Source organism: Owariibacterium komagatae (assembly GCF_045865535.1).
In the GTDB taxonomy this organism is placed as follows: Bacteria; Bacillota; Clostridia; order Oscillospirales; family Ruminococcaceae; genus Ruthenibacterium; species Ruthenibacterium komagatae.
Window position 1 is genome coordinate 2288375 of the sequence record NZ_AP031406.1, and the last position, 13865, is coordinate 2302239.

Consider the following 13865-nt stretch of genomic DNA (forward strand, 5'->3'; position numbering starts at 1 on the left):
AAGATGGAAAAACAAAAAGTGATTCTGGACGTGGATACCGGCACCGATGACGCAGTGGCAATTATGCTGGCGGCACTGTCTCCGGACGTGGAGCTGCTGGGCGTATGCTCGGTGAACGGAAACCGCGGCATCGACTTCACCACCGAAAACACCCTGCGCGTGGTGGAATATCTGGGCCTGCAGGACCGTATTCCTGTCTACCGCGGCTGCAGTCTGCCCATGGTGTCCACCCTGACGCCGGGCCGCAGAGACGGCATTCCCGCCACAGGCGAGATGGACTCCAACAACATCCACGGCGATTATGTGGAGCTTCCTCCCTCGACCATTCACACCCAGCCCGAGCACGCGGTGTTCTGGCTGATCGATACGCTGATGAAGTCGGATGGGGACATCACCCTGATCCCTGTAGGTCCGCTGACCAACATTGCCATGGCTTTGCGCATCGAGCCGCGCATCGCCCAGAAAATCAAGCAGATCGTCATCATGGGCGGCGGATACAAGGAAGTGAACATCACCCCCTCGGCGGAGTTCAACTTCTGGGTGGACCCCGAAGCCGCCAAGATCGTCATGGACAGCGGCTGCGACATCACGGTTGTTCCTCTGGACGCTACGCACAAAGCGGTTTTGTCTCTGGCGGACGCCGACGCACTGGAAAGCAGCGGCACGCCGGCCGGAAAGGCCACGGCCCGGTTCATCCGGCACCGGCAGGCCGGGTACAAGGTGTGGCAGCCCATGGCGGACATCGACACCGTGCCCATTCACGATGCACTGGCCGTGTGCGCGGTGATCGATCCGGACGTGCTGCAGAATGTGGTGCACACCTATGTGGACATCGACATTGCCGGCGGCGCGGCAGACGGCATGAGCATCTGCGACGTGGACAAGCGCTACAAAGACAAACAGCCCAATGCGTGCGTGGCGTTGAGTGCTGACAAGGACCGGTTCAGCCGGATGGTAAAAGAGATTCTTTGCTGATAAAAAAGAGCGGACCTTTTGAAGGTCCGCTCTTTTTTGTCAGGGACGGCGCAGCAGCCGTTCCATGGCAACGCACTTTTCATCGTATACCTGAATCTTGCGGTCCAGCCGGTCCAGCACCGCCTGCAAGTCGGCAATGCGCTGCGCCAGCTGCTCCCGCTGCTCCAGCAAAAGCGCTTTCCGGGCGGGAAGCGTATCATCTCCCTGCTGGAACAGGGCCACATATTCAATCAGCGCTTCAATGGGAAGCCCGGCCGCCCGCATGCATTTGATGAATTCCACCCAGCCGCAGTCGGTTTCGTCGTAGTCCCGAATGCCGCCGGCGCTGCGGTGCACCGGCGGAATCAGGCCGATGCGCTCGTAATAACGCAGAGTGTCCGCAGAGACACCGTATTTCTGACTCACCTGCGCAATGGTCATGGTTTGTCCCTCCTCTCGGCATGTGCTGTTCCCGGGAATCACATCCCGGTTGCGGAAAAAAGACGGGGCCAGAGGCGGCCGCGCCCCTTCACCAGCCCTTGTACTTTTCCAGAAAATCAATCAGATTCATGGTTTGAATATCTTTCAGGATTTCGGCATCCTCAAACCACCAGGCGTCCGCGAGATATTTTCGGCCGCTCATATAGGCCCATTGCTTCTCCTCAAAACGGACCCATACGGGACACGGGTCGCAATGGTAGAGACAGATGTGCCCGTCGATCACAAGACCGCTTGTTTCGCTGATTTGGTACATCCGGGCAAATACTGCGGAATCCTCGCCTGCCATGACCTGCTGATACTCCCGAAGGAGCGTGTCCAAGGGGAGTTCTTCCTTTACCACGTCCTTCAGCAGCGGGCCGGCCGCTTCCGGCGACGGCAGCGGAATATCATAAGAGGGATAGCCTTTCAGAGAGACGTTTGCATGCAAAGCAAACACCGCGTCTCTGCGAATGATGATTTGCTTCATCGTTCCATCCTTCCTTTCCCCTGCGGGACAGAATCCGGCCAGGCCGCACCGCGTACAATTGACAAAGTTCGGTCAGGGACGGCCAAACAGCTGGGCCGCCTCGTTCATGTTGGCAACCACATCCACACCAAAGGGGCAGCGGCGGGTGCAGGCGCCACAAGCGACACACTCGTCCGCTTTGTGGGGCAGAACAGCATAATGCTCCCGCACTGTCTCCGGCACGCCGTTTTGGGCGCGGGCCAGGTTCAGAAACTTGGTGACGGCGGCTACATCGATGCCCTTGGGGCAGGGCGCGCAGTGGCCGCAGTACATGCAGTGGCCGTTCCAGCTGATCCGTGGGAAAGAGGAAAACGCCGCGGCATAATCCCGCTCGTCCTCGCCGGCGGTCTCGTAGGCAAGGCTCTGTTCCAGCTCGGCCACGGTGTGAGCACCCGTCATCACCGCCGCCACGGCGGGACGGGTCAGCGCATAGTGAATGCACTGGCACGCCGTCAGTGCCCGGCCCGCGGGCGACAGTTTTTCGTTCAGCAAATCGCCGCCGCCAAAGGCTTTCATCACGGTGATGCCCACACCCCGGGTTTCGCACAGCTCGTACAGCCGTGCCCGGTCGGGGTCCATGTTGGTCAGTTCCTTTTCGTAACTGGCCCCGCTCCAAAGGGCCTCGCAGTCCTCACCGGCGGGCTGCAGGTCATAACAGGGGTTCACGCTGAACATCAGAACGTCGATGAGCCCGCTTTCCACGGCCGCGGCGGCCGCCACGGGATTGTGGCTGGACAGGCCGATGCAGCCGATACGCCCCTGGGCTTTCAGCTGACGGGCGTAGTCCATCACCGGGCCGTTCTGCACGCCGTTCCAGTCTTCCAGCGAATCCACATAATGGATCATGCCGATTTCCACATGGTCGGTCTCCAGCCGGGTCAGCAGGTCTTCAAATCCGGCGCGCACCTCGCGGATGTCCCGGGTGCGCTTATACTGGCCGTCCTTCCAGACAGTGCACAAATGGGCCTGCAGGATAAACCGGTTCCGGCGTCCCTTCAGCGCCCGGCCCAGCCGGCTGCGCATTTCCGGGTCCGGCGAATACAGATCCAGGCAGTTGACACCGGCCTGCTCCGCCGCGTTCAGCAGCGGCTCCACCAGCTCGCCGTCGTGGTCCACAAATCCCTCGCACCCAAGGCCGATTTCGCTGACCATCAGGCCGGTGCGTCCCAGTTCACGATAATTCATAGAGTTCCTCCTCAGTCGGTTTCAAAATGGCGGGCCACCTCTTTCAGGCGGTCCGGAATGGCAATGTGCTGGGGGCATACCCGCACACAGGCGCCACAGCCAATGCAATCCGAGGCTTTCCCATGGGTGGGGCCGTAGTTTTCATAATAGGCCTGGTGCGTGTCAAACGTATTTCCGCCGGTGCCCAAATCGGTATTGTACAGCTCAAAATAGCGGGGAATGGGGATATGGGCAGGGCAGCCATCCACGCAGTAACGGCACCCGGTGCAGGGGACCGCGGCTGCCTGACGGAGCAGGGCGGCAGCACCGGCCACAGCGGCGCGCTCGGCTGCATCAAAGGGCGGCGTGTGTTCCATTGCGGCGGTGTTTTCCGCCACCTGTTCCAGCGTGGACATGCCGCTGAGGACCATCTGTACGTTTTCCAGGCCGGCGGCAAAGCGCAGCGCCCAGACCGGCGCGCTCCAGTCCGGATGGATCCGGCGCATCCGTTCCAATGCCGCCTGAGGCAGGGTGGCCAGCGTGCCGCCCTTCACCGGCTCCATTACGGTCACGGATTTCCCGTGGCGCAGGGCGGTCTCGTAGCAGAGGCGGGACTGCACAGAAGCGTCCTCCCAGTCCAGATAATTGATTTGAAGCTGCACGAAATCCACCTCGGGATGCTCGGTCAGGATCCGGTCCAGCACCTGTGCGCTGTCGTGGAAGGAAAAGCCCAGCCGGCGAATGCGGCCCTCGGCCTTCTGCTGGCGGGCAAAGGCAAAGGTGTCCAGGCGGCAGGCGGTCTCGTAATGTGTGGCCGTCAGGCTGTGCAGAAGATAAAAGTCAAAGTAATCCACGCCGCACCGGGCCAGCTGCTGCTCAAAAATGCGCGGCTGATCGCTGCTTTTCTGCAACATCATCACAGGCATTTTGTCCGCCAGCAAAAAGCGGGAGCGAGGATGGCGCTGGGTGAGCGCCTTGCGCACCACTTCTTCGCTGCACCCGCCGTGATACATATACGCGGTGTCAAAATAGCAAAAGTCCCGCTGCAGAAAGGCATCCACCATGGGCGCCACCCGCTCCAGATCCACGTCTTTGTCTGCGCCGCCCGCTGTGAGGGGAAGGCGCATCATGCCGAAGCCGAGTTTTTTCAACATGACTGCCTCCTGCTTCAAAGCTCGTTGTAGGCCATCTCGTCCACCGGCTCCAGCCATTCGTTGGACGCGCCCTGTGCGGGAACTTCCAGTGCCAGGTGCTGGAACCAGGCGTCCCGGGCCGCGCCGTGCCAGTGCTTGACTTCGGGCGGGATATTGACTACGTCGCCGGGCTTCAGCGCGCGGGCGGGCTGGCCCCACTCCTGATACCAGCCGCGGCCGGCTGTTACCAGAAGGATCTGACCTCCTTTGTGATGGATGTGCCAGTTGTTGCGGCACCCCGGTTCAAAGGTGACGTTGCCCACGCCCACACCCTGTGTGGTGAGCATGGTCAAATAGCTTGTTCCTACAAAATACTGTGCAAAGGCGGTATTCTCCCCACCGACGGGGAAGACAGCGCCGGGGCCGAGAGCGGCCCGGATCTCGGATTCATTCATAGCGTTTCTCCTTCGTTTGGTGTGACTTCGGTGATGCAGCGGATGGCGTTCAGGCTGCGGGGATACCCGATGTAGGGCACCAGCGCCGTCACAGCGCCCATCAGCACGGAACGGTCGTTGCCCGCGCCCAGATTGGCACGGATGTGGGCGGTCAGCTGGGGCTCGCAGCCGCCCATGGCCGCCAGAACCGCAAAGGTGACCAGCTCCCGCTGCTGCGCGTCCAGCCCGCCGCGGGTGTAGTAATCTCCGAAGCAGTTGGCGGACAAAAAGTCCTGGATGGGTTTCTGGTCCGCCGGCGCCGAAGCGCGCATGGTTTCGATCTGCTCGGCCCCGAACAGCTGCTTTTGCACGGCAAGCCCTTTTTCAAAACGGGTCGCCGGGGTGGTGGTGCTCTGCGCAGGCAGCGGCAAGGCAACGCCCCGCGCGCGGAAGACCTGATTGGCCGCCGCAAAGCAGGGTTGGACCCGTGCGTAACCCGCGTAAGGCACCGTGTGGTACAGAATCTCCCGGGCCTGCACCGGTGTCAGGCCTGCGTCCAGCGCGTCGTTCAGGGTGCTGGCGTACAGCTCCGGTCCGCCGCAGGCGGCCAGGGCAGACAGCAGCACCAGAAAGCGCACCGGCTCGGTCAGCCCGCAGTGCCGGGGCGCCTGCTGACGGGCAAAATCTTCAAAGAAAGCGGAAAATTCCGGATCGGTCTCACGGAATGATTCACACATACAGCATCCCTCCCGAGGATTCGTTGCTTTTACTGTACACCCTGGAGTATACTCCAAGTCAAGAGATTTGCAAAAAAATTCCCACGGGGTTCACACATTTTCGGCGGGGCGTGGTATACTATAAAAAAGGAAGGGGGCGGCTTTCATGGGGCTGCGTGAATATTGTTTCAACGGAAAGCAGGAGCTGGAACTGGAGAGCCTGCCCACCAATGCCAAAGGCGACGGCCTGACCAAGAAGGACAAGGAAACCTATCTGGCTTATACAGAGAAGAACCTGGCGCGCATTGCCGCGCTGCAGGACAAGCTGTACGCGGCGGGCAAAGAGGGCATCGTGGTGGTGCTGCAGGCTATGGACGCCGCAGGCAAAGACAGCACCATCAAGCATGTGATGCGCGGGGTGAATCCCCAGGGTGTGGATGTGGTCAGCTTTAAGCAGCCCACCAGCGAGGAACTGCGCCACGACTATTTGTGGCGCGCCCACAAGGCCCTGCCGGAGCGTGGTAAAATCGCCATTTTCAACCGCTCTTACTACGAGGACGTGCTGGTGGTGAAAGTGCACCGGATGCAGAAGAGCTACGCCATGGCGGACCGGTGCATCGACGCGTCGGACAAGGACTTTTTCGGAAAGCGCTATCTGCAGATTCGGGATTTTGAGGAATATCTGTATGAAAACAGCTACCGTGTGGTGAAGATCTTTCTCAACGTATCCCGCAAAAAACAGAAGCAGCGCTTTTTGGAACGGATCGACGTGCCGGAGAAAAACTGGAAATTTTCCGAGAGCGATTTAAAAGAGCGGGCCCACTGGGACGAGTACATGAAAGCCTACGAGGCGGCCATCAACGCAACGGCCACCAAGCACAGTCCCTGGTACGTGATCCCTGCGGATCAGAAGTGGTATGCCCGGTTCCTTGTGTCGGAAGTGGTGCGCAAGGTGCTGGAGGAAGCGGACCCGGCCTATCCGGAACTGCCCGAGGAAAAGCGGCGGGACCTGGCCGCCTGCAAATGGATGCTGCAGACAGAAGAATAAAAAAAGCCCCGGCCGCAAGGCCGGGGCTTTTTTGCGTTACAGGGTGCCGTTGAACGCGGGAATCAGTTTGGCCCAGGTGGCGCTGCCCACCACACCGTCGATGGGCAGACCGGCTTTGGCCTGGAACTGCTGAGTGGCACGGCTGGTGGCCGTGCCGAACTGGCCGTCTACGGTCAGTTTTGCGCCCAGCGCGTTGAGATAGCTTTGCAGAAAGCGCACGTAATCGCCCGAAGAGCCGGTGCGCATGGCCGTGCCGGAATAGGGCGTGGTCACCTGTGTGGGGGTGGTGGTGCTTTCGGCGTTGTGCACCGATACAATGGCGTTCCAGGTGTTTTTGCCCAGCTGGCCATCGGCGGTCAGACCGAACTGACTTTGGAAGCGGCGCACCGCGTTGGACATGTTGGAGCCATACTGACCGTCCTCGGTCTGCTTGTTGATGCCCGGATACAGGGTGGCCACCTGGTTCAGCCGCATCTGCATGTGGCGCACGTCCTGCCCGGTGGAACCGGAGCGCAGCGTGATGCCGGGCCAGGTGTCGGCGCTGCCGTTGTAGGCGGCGTTGTAAGCCGCCACGATGGCGTTCCAGGTGGCGGGGCCGATCTTGCCGTCAATGGAAAGCCCCTTCAGCGCCTGAAACTGCTTGACGGTGTTGGCGGTGGCCGCGCCGTACTGGCCGTCGACCGTCAGTGTTTTCAGCGTGGGATAGCCTGCCTTTTGCAGGGCGTTGAGATAGGTCTGCATCCGGGCCACCTCGCTGCCGGACGAGCCGGTCTGCAGGACGCGGCCGGGATAGACCGGGCCGGATGTCTCGATTGTCTGTGCCATAGAAAAACCTCCTTTTGATTGCGGCGCGATAAAAAAAGCCGCCCGGCGGGCGGCTTTTAGAAAGATGTGCGCCACACTCCATGCTATGCACGGGGAGAGGGGAGTGTGCGCGGCACTTACCCTTTGCGGCGGGCCTGCAGCGCTTTCAAAAGCGTGTACAGCAGCAACGTGTCGATGGGAAGCTTGATCAGGTTTTTTACCAGGCGCAGGCCGGTGATCACAAAGGCGTTGCCGTACACAAGGTGCAGCCAAAGGGGCGTCAGGCACAGGTTGATCAGCAGCACGGCGGACAGGCAGGCGGCAAAGGTACGCCAGAGGGTGACGGGCTTTTTGTACAGCCAGCACCCGTACAGAAAGCCCAGCAGAAATTCATTCAGCGTCCAGCCGGGGAAATAGGTGCCGTTGGGCCGCAGAAAATAGCCCAGCGTGTCGGCGACAATGCCCATCAGCCCCGCGAGCCAGGGCCCGTACAGATAGGCGGCCGAGGCGGTGGCCAGAAAGGTGAAGCCGATCTCCAGAAACTGGCTCACCGCAAAGGTGAACTGATTGAGGACCAGATGAAGAGCGGCCAGCATGGCGGTTCCCACCATACTGGAGAGGCGATGGATTTCCTCCAGTCCGGCGCGCAGGCGGCCGGCCAGAGAGACAAACGGATTTTTTTCGAGCATAAAAAAACCTCCTTTATGCGTTTGTTGCCGCATAAAGGAGGCAAAAAGGCCCAGGGCCTTCCGGTTCCGGTATGCAGCAGCGGGATGCGAAGCCTGCACCGCAAGCGGTGCTTTTCGTCCGTCCCGCAACTCCCCGTCGGAACGGCACTTAACGCGCAGGCCTCTACTCTGCGTTCGGCCCTATTATAGCAGGTGCGGCGCCCGGTTGCAAGTTCTGTACAGAAACAGCGCTTCGCCGTGAAAAGCTTTGAACAGTTTGTATCTTTTCTCCGGCGGCCGTACATGCTAAAATAGAAGAGATTTACGACGACAAGGAGATGCCTTCATGAAATTCAGTGAAATGCAGTACGCGCGCCCGGACCTGGAGCAGACGCTGTCGGCGCTGACCTGGCTGCGCGAGCAGATCGAGACGGCGGACAGCGCCGAGGCGCAGCTGGATTTGTATGCCAGCTTTGATACGCTGTGCCGTCATGTGAGTACGATGGCAACTCTGGCGGAGATCCGCCACACGGTGGATACCCGGGATGCTTTTTATGAGAAAGAGCGGGAGTTCTTTGATGAGAACAGCCCGGTTCTGGCGGACCGGCAGCTGGACGTGTACCGCGCCCTGCTGGCATCGCCCTTCCGCAAGGAGATGGAGGAAAAACTGGGCTCCATTGTGTTTGATAAAATGGAGATCGATGTGAAGAGCCAGACCCCCGAGGTGCTGGAGCTGATGGCCGAGGAAAACCGGCTGACCACCGCCTATCAGAAGCTGTATGCTTCGGCGCAGATCCCCTTTGACGGCAAGGTGCTGACCGTGAGCCAGATGGCGCCGTATAAAATGGACCCGGACCGGGCGGTGCGCAAAGCCGCCTATGAGGCCGAGGGCGCCTGGTTTGACAGTCACCGGAAAGAACTGGACGAGCTGTACGACAAGCTGGTGAAAAACCGCACCCGGCAGGCCCGCGCCATGGGATATGAGAACTTCATTCCGCTGGGCGCCATCCGCATGCGGCGCATTGGCTATACGCTGGAAGATATGGCTGCCTACCGGGCCGGCGTCAAACGGGACATCGTGCCTGTGGTGGCCCGCCTGAAGGCGCTGCAGCACGCCCGCACCGGCGTGCAGGACCCCAAGTTCTACGACGACGGTTTCTGCTTTGCGCAGGGCAACCCCGCGCCCAAGGGAACGCCGGATGAAATTCTGGCGGCCGGCCGCAAAATGTACCAGGAGCTGAGCCCCGAAACAGCGGCCTTTATTCAGGAGATGTTCGCGTCGGAGTGCTTTGACGTGCTCTCAAAACCCGGCAAGGCGCCCGGCGGTTACTGCACGTATCTGCCGGACTACAAACAGCCGTTCATTTTTTCCAACTTCAACGCCACGGCCGATGATGTGGACGTGCTGACCCATGAAGCAGGCCACGCCTTTGCCGCCTGGGTCGCCGCCAAGCGCGAGCTGCCCGCCATTGTGGAGGAGCCGGGCATGGAGAGCTGCGAGATCCACTCCATGTCCATGGAGTTCCTGACTTCCGACTATCATCATCTGTTCTTCCGGGAGGACACGGACCGGTACCAGCTGTCCCATGCGGAAGATGCCATCTGCTTTTTGCCGTACGGCACCATGGTGGACGAATTTCAGCACATCGTGTATGCCAATCCGGATATGAGCTGTGATGAGCGCAACGAGGTCTGGGCCCGCCTGGAAAAGGAGTACCGGCCCTGGATCGATTTTGACGGGCTGCCCTTCTACGGGCGCGGCGCCGGTTGGCAGCGGCAGCTGCACATCTATGAGGTGCCGTTCTACTATTTGGACTACTGTTTGGCGCAAACCGTCGCCCTGCAGTTCTTTACCGCGTTCCTGAAGGACAAAGAGGATGCCTGGAACCGGTATCTGGCGCTGGTGGAAAAGGCCGGCACCGAGAGCTATCCGGGCCTGGTGGCGGCCGCGGGCTTTGAAAGCCCCTTCCGGGAAGGAACGCTGCGGCGTCTGGGCGGCGAAGTGGCCGACTGGATCGAACAGCAGGACCGGACGCTGCAAAAAAATATGTGAGGAGTGAGAACCATGCAGCCGTTGTTTGGCAATACGGCCATCTGGAGCAAAGAGGCCACAGAGGAAATTTTTTCGGTGGCGCATAAAGCGGACCGGATCGTGCTCATCGTCGGCGGTCTTGTGCTGCTGTGCGTGGGCGCCGGTCTGGTGGCGCACGACGCAGTGACCCATGCGGTGGTGTTTTTTGTGCTGGGTTTGGTGCTGTTTTTGCTGGGCGCCATGGCGCCGGCCATTTATCTGGCGCGCCAGACCCACAAGTATCGCGCACTGTTTGGCGAGGACATGCGTCTGCTGATTCAGTTTTACGACGACGGATTTACCGTGAACCAGATCTCTGCGCAGGGTGTGCCGGACCACATGGGGTACGGCCACATTGTGCGGTGGGTCGAGACGAAAAATTTCTTCTTTTTGTACACGGACAAGGGAAACTGCTATGCGCTTGCCAAGGCGGGGTTTGCCGTTGGCGACGTGGAAGGATTTCCCACGTTTCTGCGGCACAAAGCGCCCAATGTGCGCTGAACCGTAAATTGCAACGGATGGTTGCGCATTTTCCAGCCGCGCCTGGTGGACTACGGGCGCGGCTTTTTTGTATCATGAAGAAAAAAGGAGGCGCTTGCAATGACATTGGAACAGAATTTGCTTTTGCTGCGGGAGAAAGCAGGGCTTTCCCAGGAAAAACTGGCGGAAAAGCTGGGGGTGTCCCGGCAGGCCGTCAGCAAATGGGAGACCGGGCAAAGCACACCGGATGTGGACAAGCTGATGGCGCTCAGCCGGCTGTACGGCGTGTCGGTGGACAGTTTGCTGGGGCTTGCGCCGCTGCAAACCATCCGAAAGAGACCATACTGCCAGGGCGCTGCCGCGATTCTGGCCGGCGGGACGGCTGTGGTGTGGGGCGTGCTCTTTTTGTGCGCGCTGGGCGGCGTGGGGCCGCTGAGCCTGGGAGATGCGGATGCGCTGGCACTTCCGGCGGCAGCGCTGTCCTTTTTGTCCATCCCGCTGTTTGAGGCAGGACGGGCCAGAGGGGAATGCGCCTTCTCTCCGCGGGCATTTTACCGGACTGCCGTATGGGCGATGGCTCTGGCGCCGTCCCGGCTGGCAGGTGTGTGGGGCATGGCGGTCCTTCGGCGTCTGCTGCCCTGGCTGAACAGCAGCGGGTCGATTTTGGTGCAGCTTGTTTTGTCCGCGGCGCTTCCGATGCTGGTATACGCGGTGGTGTGCCTGGGTGTTTGGATGAAAAAGAAATGAATAAATTTTAGCAGTATGCATTCAAAAAATGCATACTGTTCTTTTATTTTAAGCATAAAAATGCAGATATGCAAAATATATAGTCACATATTTGTAATAAAAATACATAAATTGCTAATTAAATCAGGGGATTCCCGAGAAAATCTTGTAATTATATACAAAATTAATAAAATGCGTTGACATAGAATAAATATTCAATTACAATACTCACAACATCACAAAACAAGCGGCTGCGGACCGCATGGGGATGGAAAGGGGTTTGTAAAGATGAAAAAGAAATTTGCATTGGTTTGCGCGTTTTTGATGGTGCTGGCTCTGGCCGGCTGCGGCGGGGCGGATTCCAGTTCGGCATCCACAGCCGCGTCCACGGTATCTTCGGCTTCACAGGCCGGTGCGGAGTCTCAGGAGGGAGAATCCGCCACGCCCACGCTGGACGCCATCAAGGAAAAAGGTGTGTTCACGCTGATGACGGCCACGGGCTTCCCGCCCTTTGAGTATTTGGGCGCCGACGGTCAGCCCGCGGGTGTGGACATCGACGTGGGACAGATGATCGCCGACGAGCTGGGCGTGGAATACGAAGTGCTGGACATGGACTTCAACCTGCTGGTAGAGGCGCTGAAAAGCGGAAAAGGCGACATGATCGGCGCGGCTATGACCGTGACGCCGGAGCGTGCCGAGCAGGTGGATTTCACCGACACTTACGCCACGGCGGGGCAGGTGCTTTTGCTGCCGGCAGACAGTGAGATCACCGACGTAGAGCAGCTGAAGAGCGGCGAATACACCGCGACGGTGCAGGCCACCACCACCGGCGACATCTATGCGCAGGAAGAGCTGGGCCTGACAGACCTTCTGCAGTTCAAAAACGCCGTGGAATGCGCGTCGGCGCTGGCCAACGGCAAGGCGGACGCGGCAGTGCTGGACAATGTGGCGGCGGCAAGCCTGGTGAAAACCTATGACGGACAGCTGAAAATGCTGGAAGAGATGGTCACCCAGGAAGATTACGCGCTGGCGGTGGCCAAGGGTCATGAGGATCTGGTGGAACTGGCCAATCAGGTGATCGCGGAAAACGCGGACGCCATTGCCCAGTCCATGACCGAGCACGAAGCGGCGGCCTCGGAGAACTGAGCGAGCAGTTGACAAAGCGCGGCGCGGGCGGATGGCCGCCCGCGCCTTTCAAGGAAGGTGCGGGGTTTGGAGCAGTTCTGGAGCAATCTCACGGCCTGGGGACAGACCGTGCTGAACGACATTTATAAGGCCACCGTCTACAAAGACCGATGGCTGGTATATCTGGAAGGCCTGGGCAACACGCTGCTGATCACGGTGTGTGCCCTGGCCATCGGCATTCTCATCGGTCTGACCGTGGCGCTGCTGCGCGTGTGGTGCGGCCCGGAAAAAAACGGCCTGCAGAAGCTGGTGGGCAAGGTGTGCAGCCTGTACACCACCGTCATCCGGGGCACGCCGGTAATTGTACAGCTGTTGATTTTGTATACCGTGGCGCTGGCCAGTGCGGACGGCCTGCTGGTGTGCATTGTGGGGTTCGGCATCAACTCAGGCGCATACCTGGCCGAAGTGGCCCGCAGCGGCATCGGGTCGGTGGACCCGGGGCAGATGGAGGCGGGCCGCAGCCTGGGGCTGAGCTATGGGGTGACCATGCGGCGCATCGTGCTGCCGCAGGCGGTGAAAAACATTTTGCCGGCGCTGTTTAATGAGTTTATCGCCCTGTTGAAAGAGACCAGTGTGGCGGGTTACATCGCCGTGCGTGACCTGACCAAAGCGGCGGACGGCGTGCGCGGCATCACCTTCAACAGTGTGCCGCTGTACCTGGCGGCGCTGGTGTATCTGCTGCTGGTCATCGCCATCACCGCGGTGCAAAAGCGCGTGGAGAGGAGGATGGCACAAAGTGATCGAAATTAAAGACCTTTCCAAAGAGTTTCAGGGCGTGCCGGTGCTGCGGGGGATCAACGAGACCATCCGGCAGGGAGAAAAAGTGGCGATCATCGGGCCGTCCGGCTCCGGCAAATCCACCTTTCTGCGCTGCCTGAATCTGCTGGAAAAGCCCACCGGCGGGCAGATTTTGTACAAAGGGCAGGACATCACGGCCAAGAGCACGGACATCAACGCCGTGCGCCGCCACGTGGGCATGGTGTTCCAGCATTTCAATCTGTTCCCGCATCTGACCGTGCGGCAGAACATCACGCTGGCGCCGGTGCAGCTGAAATTGCAGACCCAGGACGAGGCGGACGCCAAAGCCGAGACGCTTTTGCGGCGCATCGGCCTGTGGGACCGGGCGGACACCTATCCCAGCCGGCTGTCCGGCGGGCAGAAACAGCGCATTGCCATTGTGCGGGCGCTGTCCATGGACCCGGAAGTGCTGCTGTTTGACGAACCCACCAGCGCGCTGGACCCGGAAATGGTAGGCGAGGTGCTGGACCTGATCCGGGAAGTGGCCGAGGAAGGAATGACCATGGTCATTGTGACCCACGAGATGGGGTTTGCCCGGGAGGTGGCCACCCGGGTGCTGTTCATGGACGAGGGGCAGGTCATGGAGCAAAACGCGCCGGCCGATTTCTTCGCCCATCCGCAGAACGCGCGTTTGCAGGCGTTTTTGTCCAAAGTGCTTTAAAATACAGGAGGCGGTTT

General features: G+C 59.9%; 16 protein-coding genes and 1 riboswitch. Of the genes, 8 read left to right on the top strand and 8 right to left on the bottom strand.

The genetic code is table 11. From position 1 onward, the window contains the following. Nucleotides 1-3 precede the first annotated feature (3 nt). Nucleotides 4-975, top strand: a complete 972-nt coding sequence (locus tag ACKTS9_RS11355; protein WP_349216707.1) for a nucleoside hydrolase — start codon at nt 4-6, stop codon at nt 973-975. Between the two features lie 39 nt (nt 976-1014). Here ACKTS9_RS11355 and ACKTS9_RS11360 read toward each other — a convergent pair whose 3' ends face one another. The 6 genes from ACKTS9_RS11360 to ACKTS9_RS11385 all read right to left on the bottom strand — a co-directional run bounded on the left by ACKTS9_RS11360 (nt 1015) and on the right by ACKTS9_RS11385 (nt 5428). Then, entirely contained in the window at nt 1015-1395 is a 381-nt protein-coding gene (locus ACKTS9_RS11360) for a MerR family transcriptional regulator (protein ID WP_349216706.1), read from the bottom strand. A gap of 88 nt (nt 1396-1483) precedes the next feature. Further along, nucleotides 1484-1921 carry a hypothetical protein gene (locus ACKTS9_RS11365; protein ID WP_407880869.1) on the bottom strand — a complete coding sequence of 146 codons (438 nt, stop codon included), beginning with the start codon at nt 1919-1921 and terminating at the stop codon, nt 1484-1486. A gap of 72 nt (nt 1922-1993) precedes the next feature. Then, the gene (locus ACKTS9_RS11370; protein ID WP_407880871.1) at nt 1994-3145 is read right to left on the bottom strand and encodes an aldo/keto reductase; all 1152 of its coding nucleotides are present in this window, start codon (nt 3143-3145) and stop codon (nt 1994-1996) included. Nucleotides 3146-3156: 11 nt separating this feature from the next. Next, nucleotides 3157-4278 (bottom strand): aldo/keto reductase, encoded by a 1122-nt coding sequence (locus ACKTS9_RS11375; protein ID WP_407880873.1) that lies wholly within the window; start codon nt 4276-4278, stop codon nt 3157-3159. A gap of 14 nt (nt 4279-4292) precedes the next feature. Next, nucleotides 4293-4712 carry a cupin domain-containing protein gene (locus tag ACKTS9_RS11380; RefSeq protein ID WP_407880875.1) on the bottom strand — a complete coding sequence of 140 codons (420 nt, stop codon included), beginning with the start codon at nt 4710-4712 and terminating at the stop codon, nt 4293-4295. Then, the gene (locus tag ACKTS9_RS11385; RefSeq protein ID WP_407880877.1) at nt 4709-5428 is read right to left on the bottom strand and encodes a carboxymuconolactone decarboxylase family protein; all 720 of its coding nucleotides are present in this window, start codon (nt 5426-5428) and stop codon (nt 4709-4711) included. Before ACKTS9_RS11385 ends, ACKTS9_RS11380 begins: the two co-directional genes overlap by 4 nt. Nucleotides 5429-5573: 145 nt before the next feature. Between ACKTS9_RS11385 and ACKTS9_RS11390 the strand changes: the two genes are divergently transcribed. Further along, nucleotides 5574-6455, top strand: a complete 882-nt coding sequence (locus ACKTS9_RS11390) for a polyphosphate kinase 2 family protein (protein WP_407880879.1) — start codon at nt 5574-5576, stop codon at nt 6453-6455. 36 nt (nt 6456-6491) lie between these two features. Here the strand turns inward: ACKTS9_RS11390 and ACKTS9_RS11395 are convergent, their stop codons facing one another. Further along, nucleotides 6492-7280, bottom strand: coding sequence for a peptidoglycan-binding domain-containing protein (locus tag ACKTS9_RS11395; protein ID WP_407880881.1), 789 nt, complete (start codon nt 7278-7280; stop codon nt 6492-6494). Nucleotides 7281-7396: 116 nt separating this feature from the next. Beyond that, complete coding sequence (locus ACKTS9_RS11400; RefSeq protein WP_407880883.1) at nt 7397-7948, bottom strand: folate family ECF transporter S component; 552 nt, start codon at nt 7946-7948, stop codon at nt 7397-7399. 75 nt (nt 7949-8023) lie between these two features. Beyond that, a riboswitch (THF riboswitch) is annotated at nt 8024-8121 on the bottom strand. 152 nt (nt 8122-8273) lie between these two features. Here ACKTS9_RS11400 and ACKTS9_RS11405 point away from each other — a divergent pair. The 6 genes from ACKTS9_RS11405 (at nt 8274) to ACKTS9_RS11430 (ending at nt 13848) form a co-directional block, all read left to right on the top strand. Beyond that, nucleotides 8274-9980: a M3 family oligoendopeptidase gene (locus tag ACKTS9_RS11405; RefSeq protein WP_407880885.1), complete on the top strand. Its 1707-nt coding sequence runs from the start codon at nt 8274-8276 to the stop codon at nt 9978-9980. A gap of 12 nt (nt 9981-9992) precedes the next feature. Further along, nucleotides 9993-10499 (top strand): YcxB family protein, encoded by a 507-nt coding sequence (locus tag ACKTS9_RS11410; RefSeq protein WP_349214761.1) that lies wholly within the window; start codon nt 9993-9995, stop codon nt 10497-10499. A 99-nt stretch (nt 10500-10598) separates the two neighbouring features. Beyond that, a complete protein-coding gene (locus ACKTS9_RS11415; RefSeq protein WP_407880888.1) occupies nt 10599-11225 on the top strand; it encodes a helix-turn-helix transcriptional regulator in 627 nt (208 codons plus the stop codon). A 267-nt stretch (nt 11226-11492) separates the two neighbouring features. Then, nucleotides 11493-12350, top strand: a complete 858-nt coding sequence (locus ACKTS9_RS11420) for an ABC transporter substrate-binding protein (RefSeq protein WP_407880890.1) — start codon at nt 11493-11495, stop codon at nt 12348-12350. Between the two features lie 66 nt (nt 12351-12416). Beyond that, on the top strand, nt 12417-13139 hold the full coding sequence (locus ACKTS9_RS11425; RefSeq protein WP_349214756.1) for an amino acid ABC transporter permease: 723 nt from the start codon (nt 12417-12419) through the stop codon (nt 13137-13139). After that, entirely contained in the window at nt 13126-13848 is a 723-nt protein-coding gene (locus ACKTS9_RS11430) for an amino acid ABC transporter ATP-binding protein (protein ID WP_407880893.1), read from the top strand. Before ACKTS9_RS11425 ends, ACKTS9_RS11430 begins: the two co-directional genes overlap by 14 nt. Nucleotides 13849-13865 lie beyond the last annotated feature (17 nt).

Excerpts from the sequence above, each read along its gene's own strand:
- ACKTS9_RS11355 (WP_349216707.1), top strand. The coding sequence starts at position 4 with ATGGAAAAACAAAAAGTGATTCTGGACGTGGATACCGGCACCGATGAC.
- ACKTS9_RS11360 (WP_349216706.1), bottom strand. The coding sequence starts at position 1,395 with ATGACCATTGCGCAGGTGAGTCAGAAATACGGTGTCTCTGCGGACACT.
- ACKTS9_RS11365 (WP_407880869.1), bottom strand. The coding sequence starts at position 1,921 with ATGAAGCAAATCATCATTCGCAGAGACGCGGTGTTTGCTTTGCATGCA.
- ACKTS9_RS11370 (WP_407880871.1), bottom strand. The coding sequence starts at position 3,145 with ATGAATTATCGTGAACTGGGACGCACCGGCCTGATGGTCAGCGAAATC.
- ACKTS9_RS11375 (WP_407880873.1), bottom strand. The coding sequence starts at position 4,278 with ATGTTGAAAAAACTCGGCTTCGGCATGATGCGCCTTCCCCTCACAGCG.
- ACKTS9_RS11380 (WP_407880875.1), bottom strand. The coding sequence starts at position 4,712 with ATGAATGAATCCGAGATCCGGGCCGCTCTCGGCCCCGGCGCTGTCTTC.
- ACKTS9_RS11385 (WP_407880877.1), bottom strand. The coding sequence starts at position 5,428 with ATGTGTGAATCATTCCGTGAGACCGATCCGGAATTTTCCGCTTTCTTT.
- ACKTS9_RS11390 (WP_407880879.1), top strand. The coding sequence starts at position 5,574 with ATGGGGCTGCGTGAATATTGTTTCAACGGAAAGCAGGAGCTGGAACTG.
- ACKTS9_RS11395 (WP_407880881.1), bottom strand. The coding sequence starts at position 7,280 with ATGGCACAGACAATCGAGACATCCGGCCCGGTCTATCCCGGCCGCGTC.
- ACKTS9_RS11400 (WP_407880883.1), bottom strand. The coding sequence starts at position 7,948 with ATGCTCGAAAAAAATCCGTTTGTCTCTCTGGCCGGCCGCCTGCGCGCC.
- ACKTS9_RS11405 (WP_407880885.1), top strand. The coding sequence starts at position 8,274 with ATGAAATTCAGTGAAATGCAGTACGCGCGCCCGGACCTGGAGCAGACG.
- ACKTS9_RS11410 (WP_349214761.1), top strand. The coding sequence starts at position 9,993 with ATGCAGCCGTTGTTTGGCAATACGGCCATCTGGAGCAAAGAGGCCACA.
- ACKTS9_RS11415 (WP_407880888.1), top strand. The coding sequence starts at position 10,599 with ATGACATTGGAACAGAATTTGCTTTTGCTGCGGGAGAAAGCAGGGCTT.
- ACKTS9_RS11420 (WP_407880890.1), top strand. The coding sequence starts at position 11,493 with ATGAAAAAGAAATTTGCATTGGTTTGCGCGTTTTTGATGGTGCTGGCT.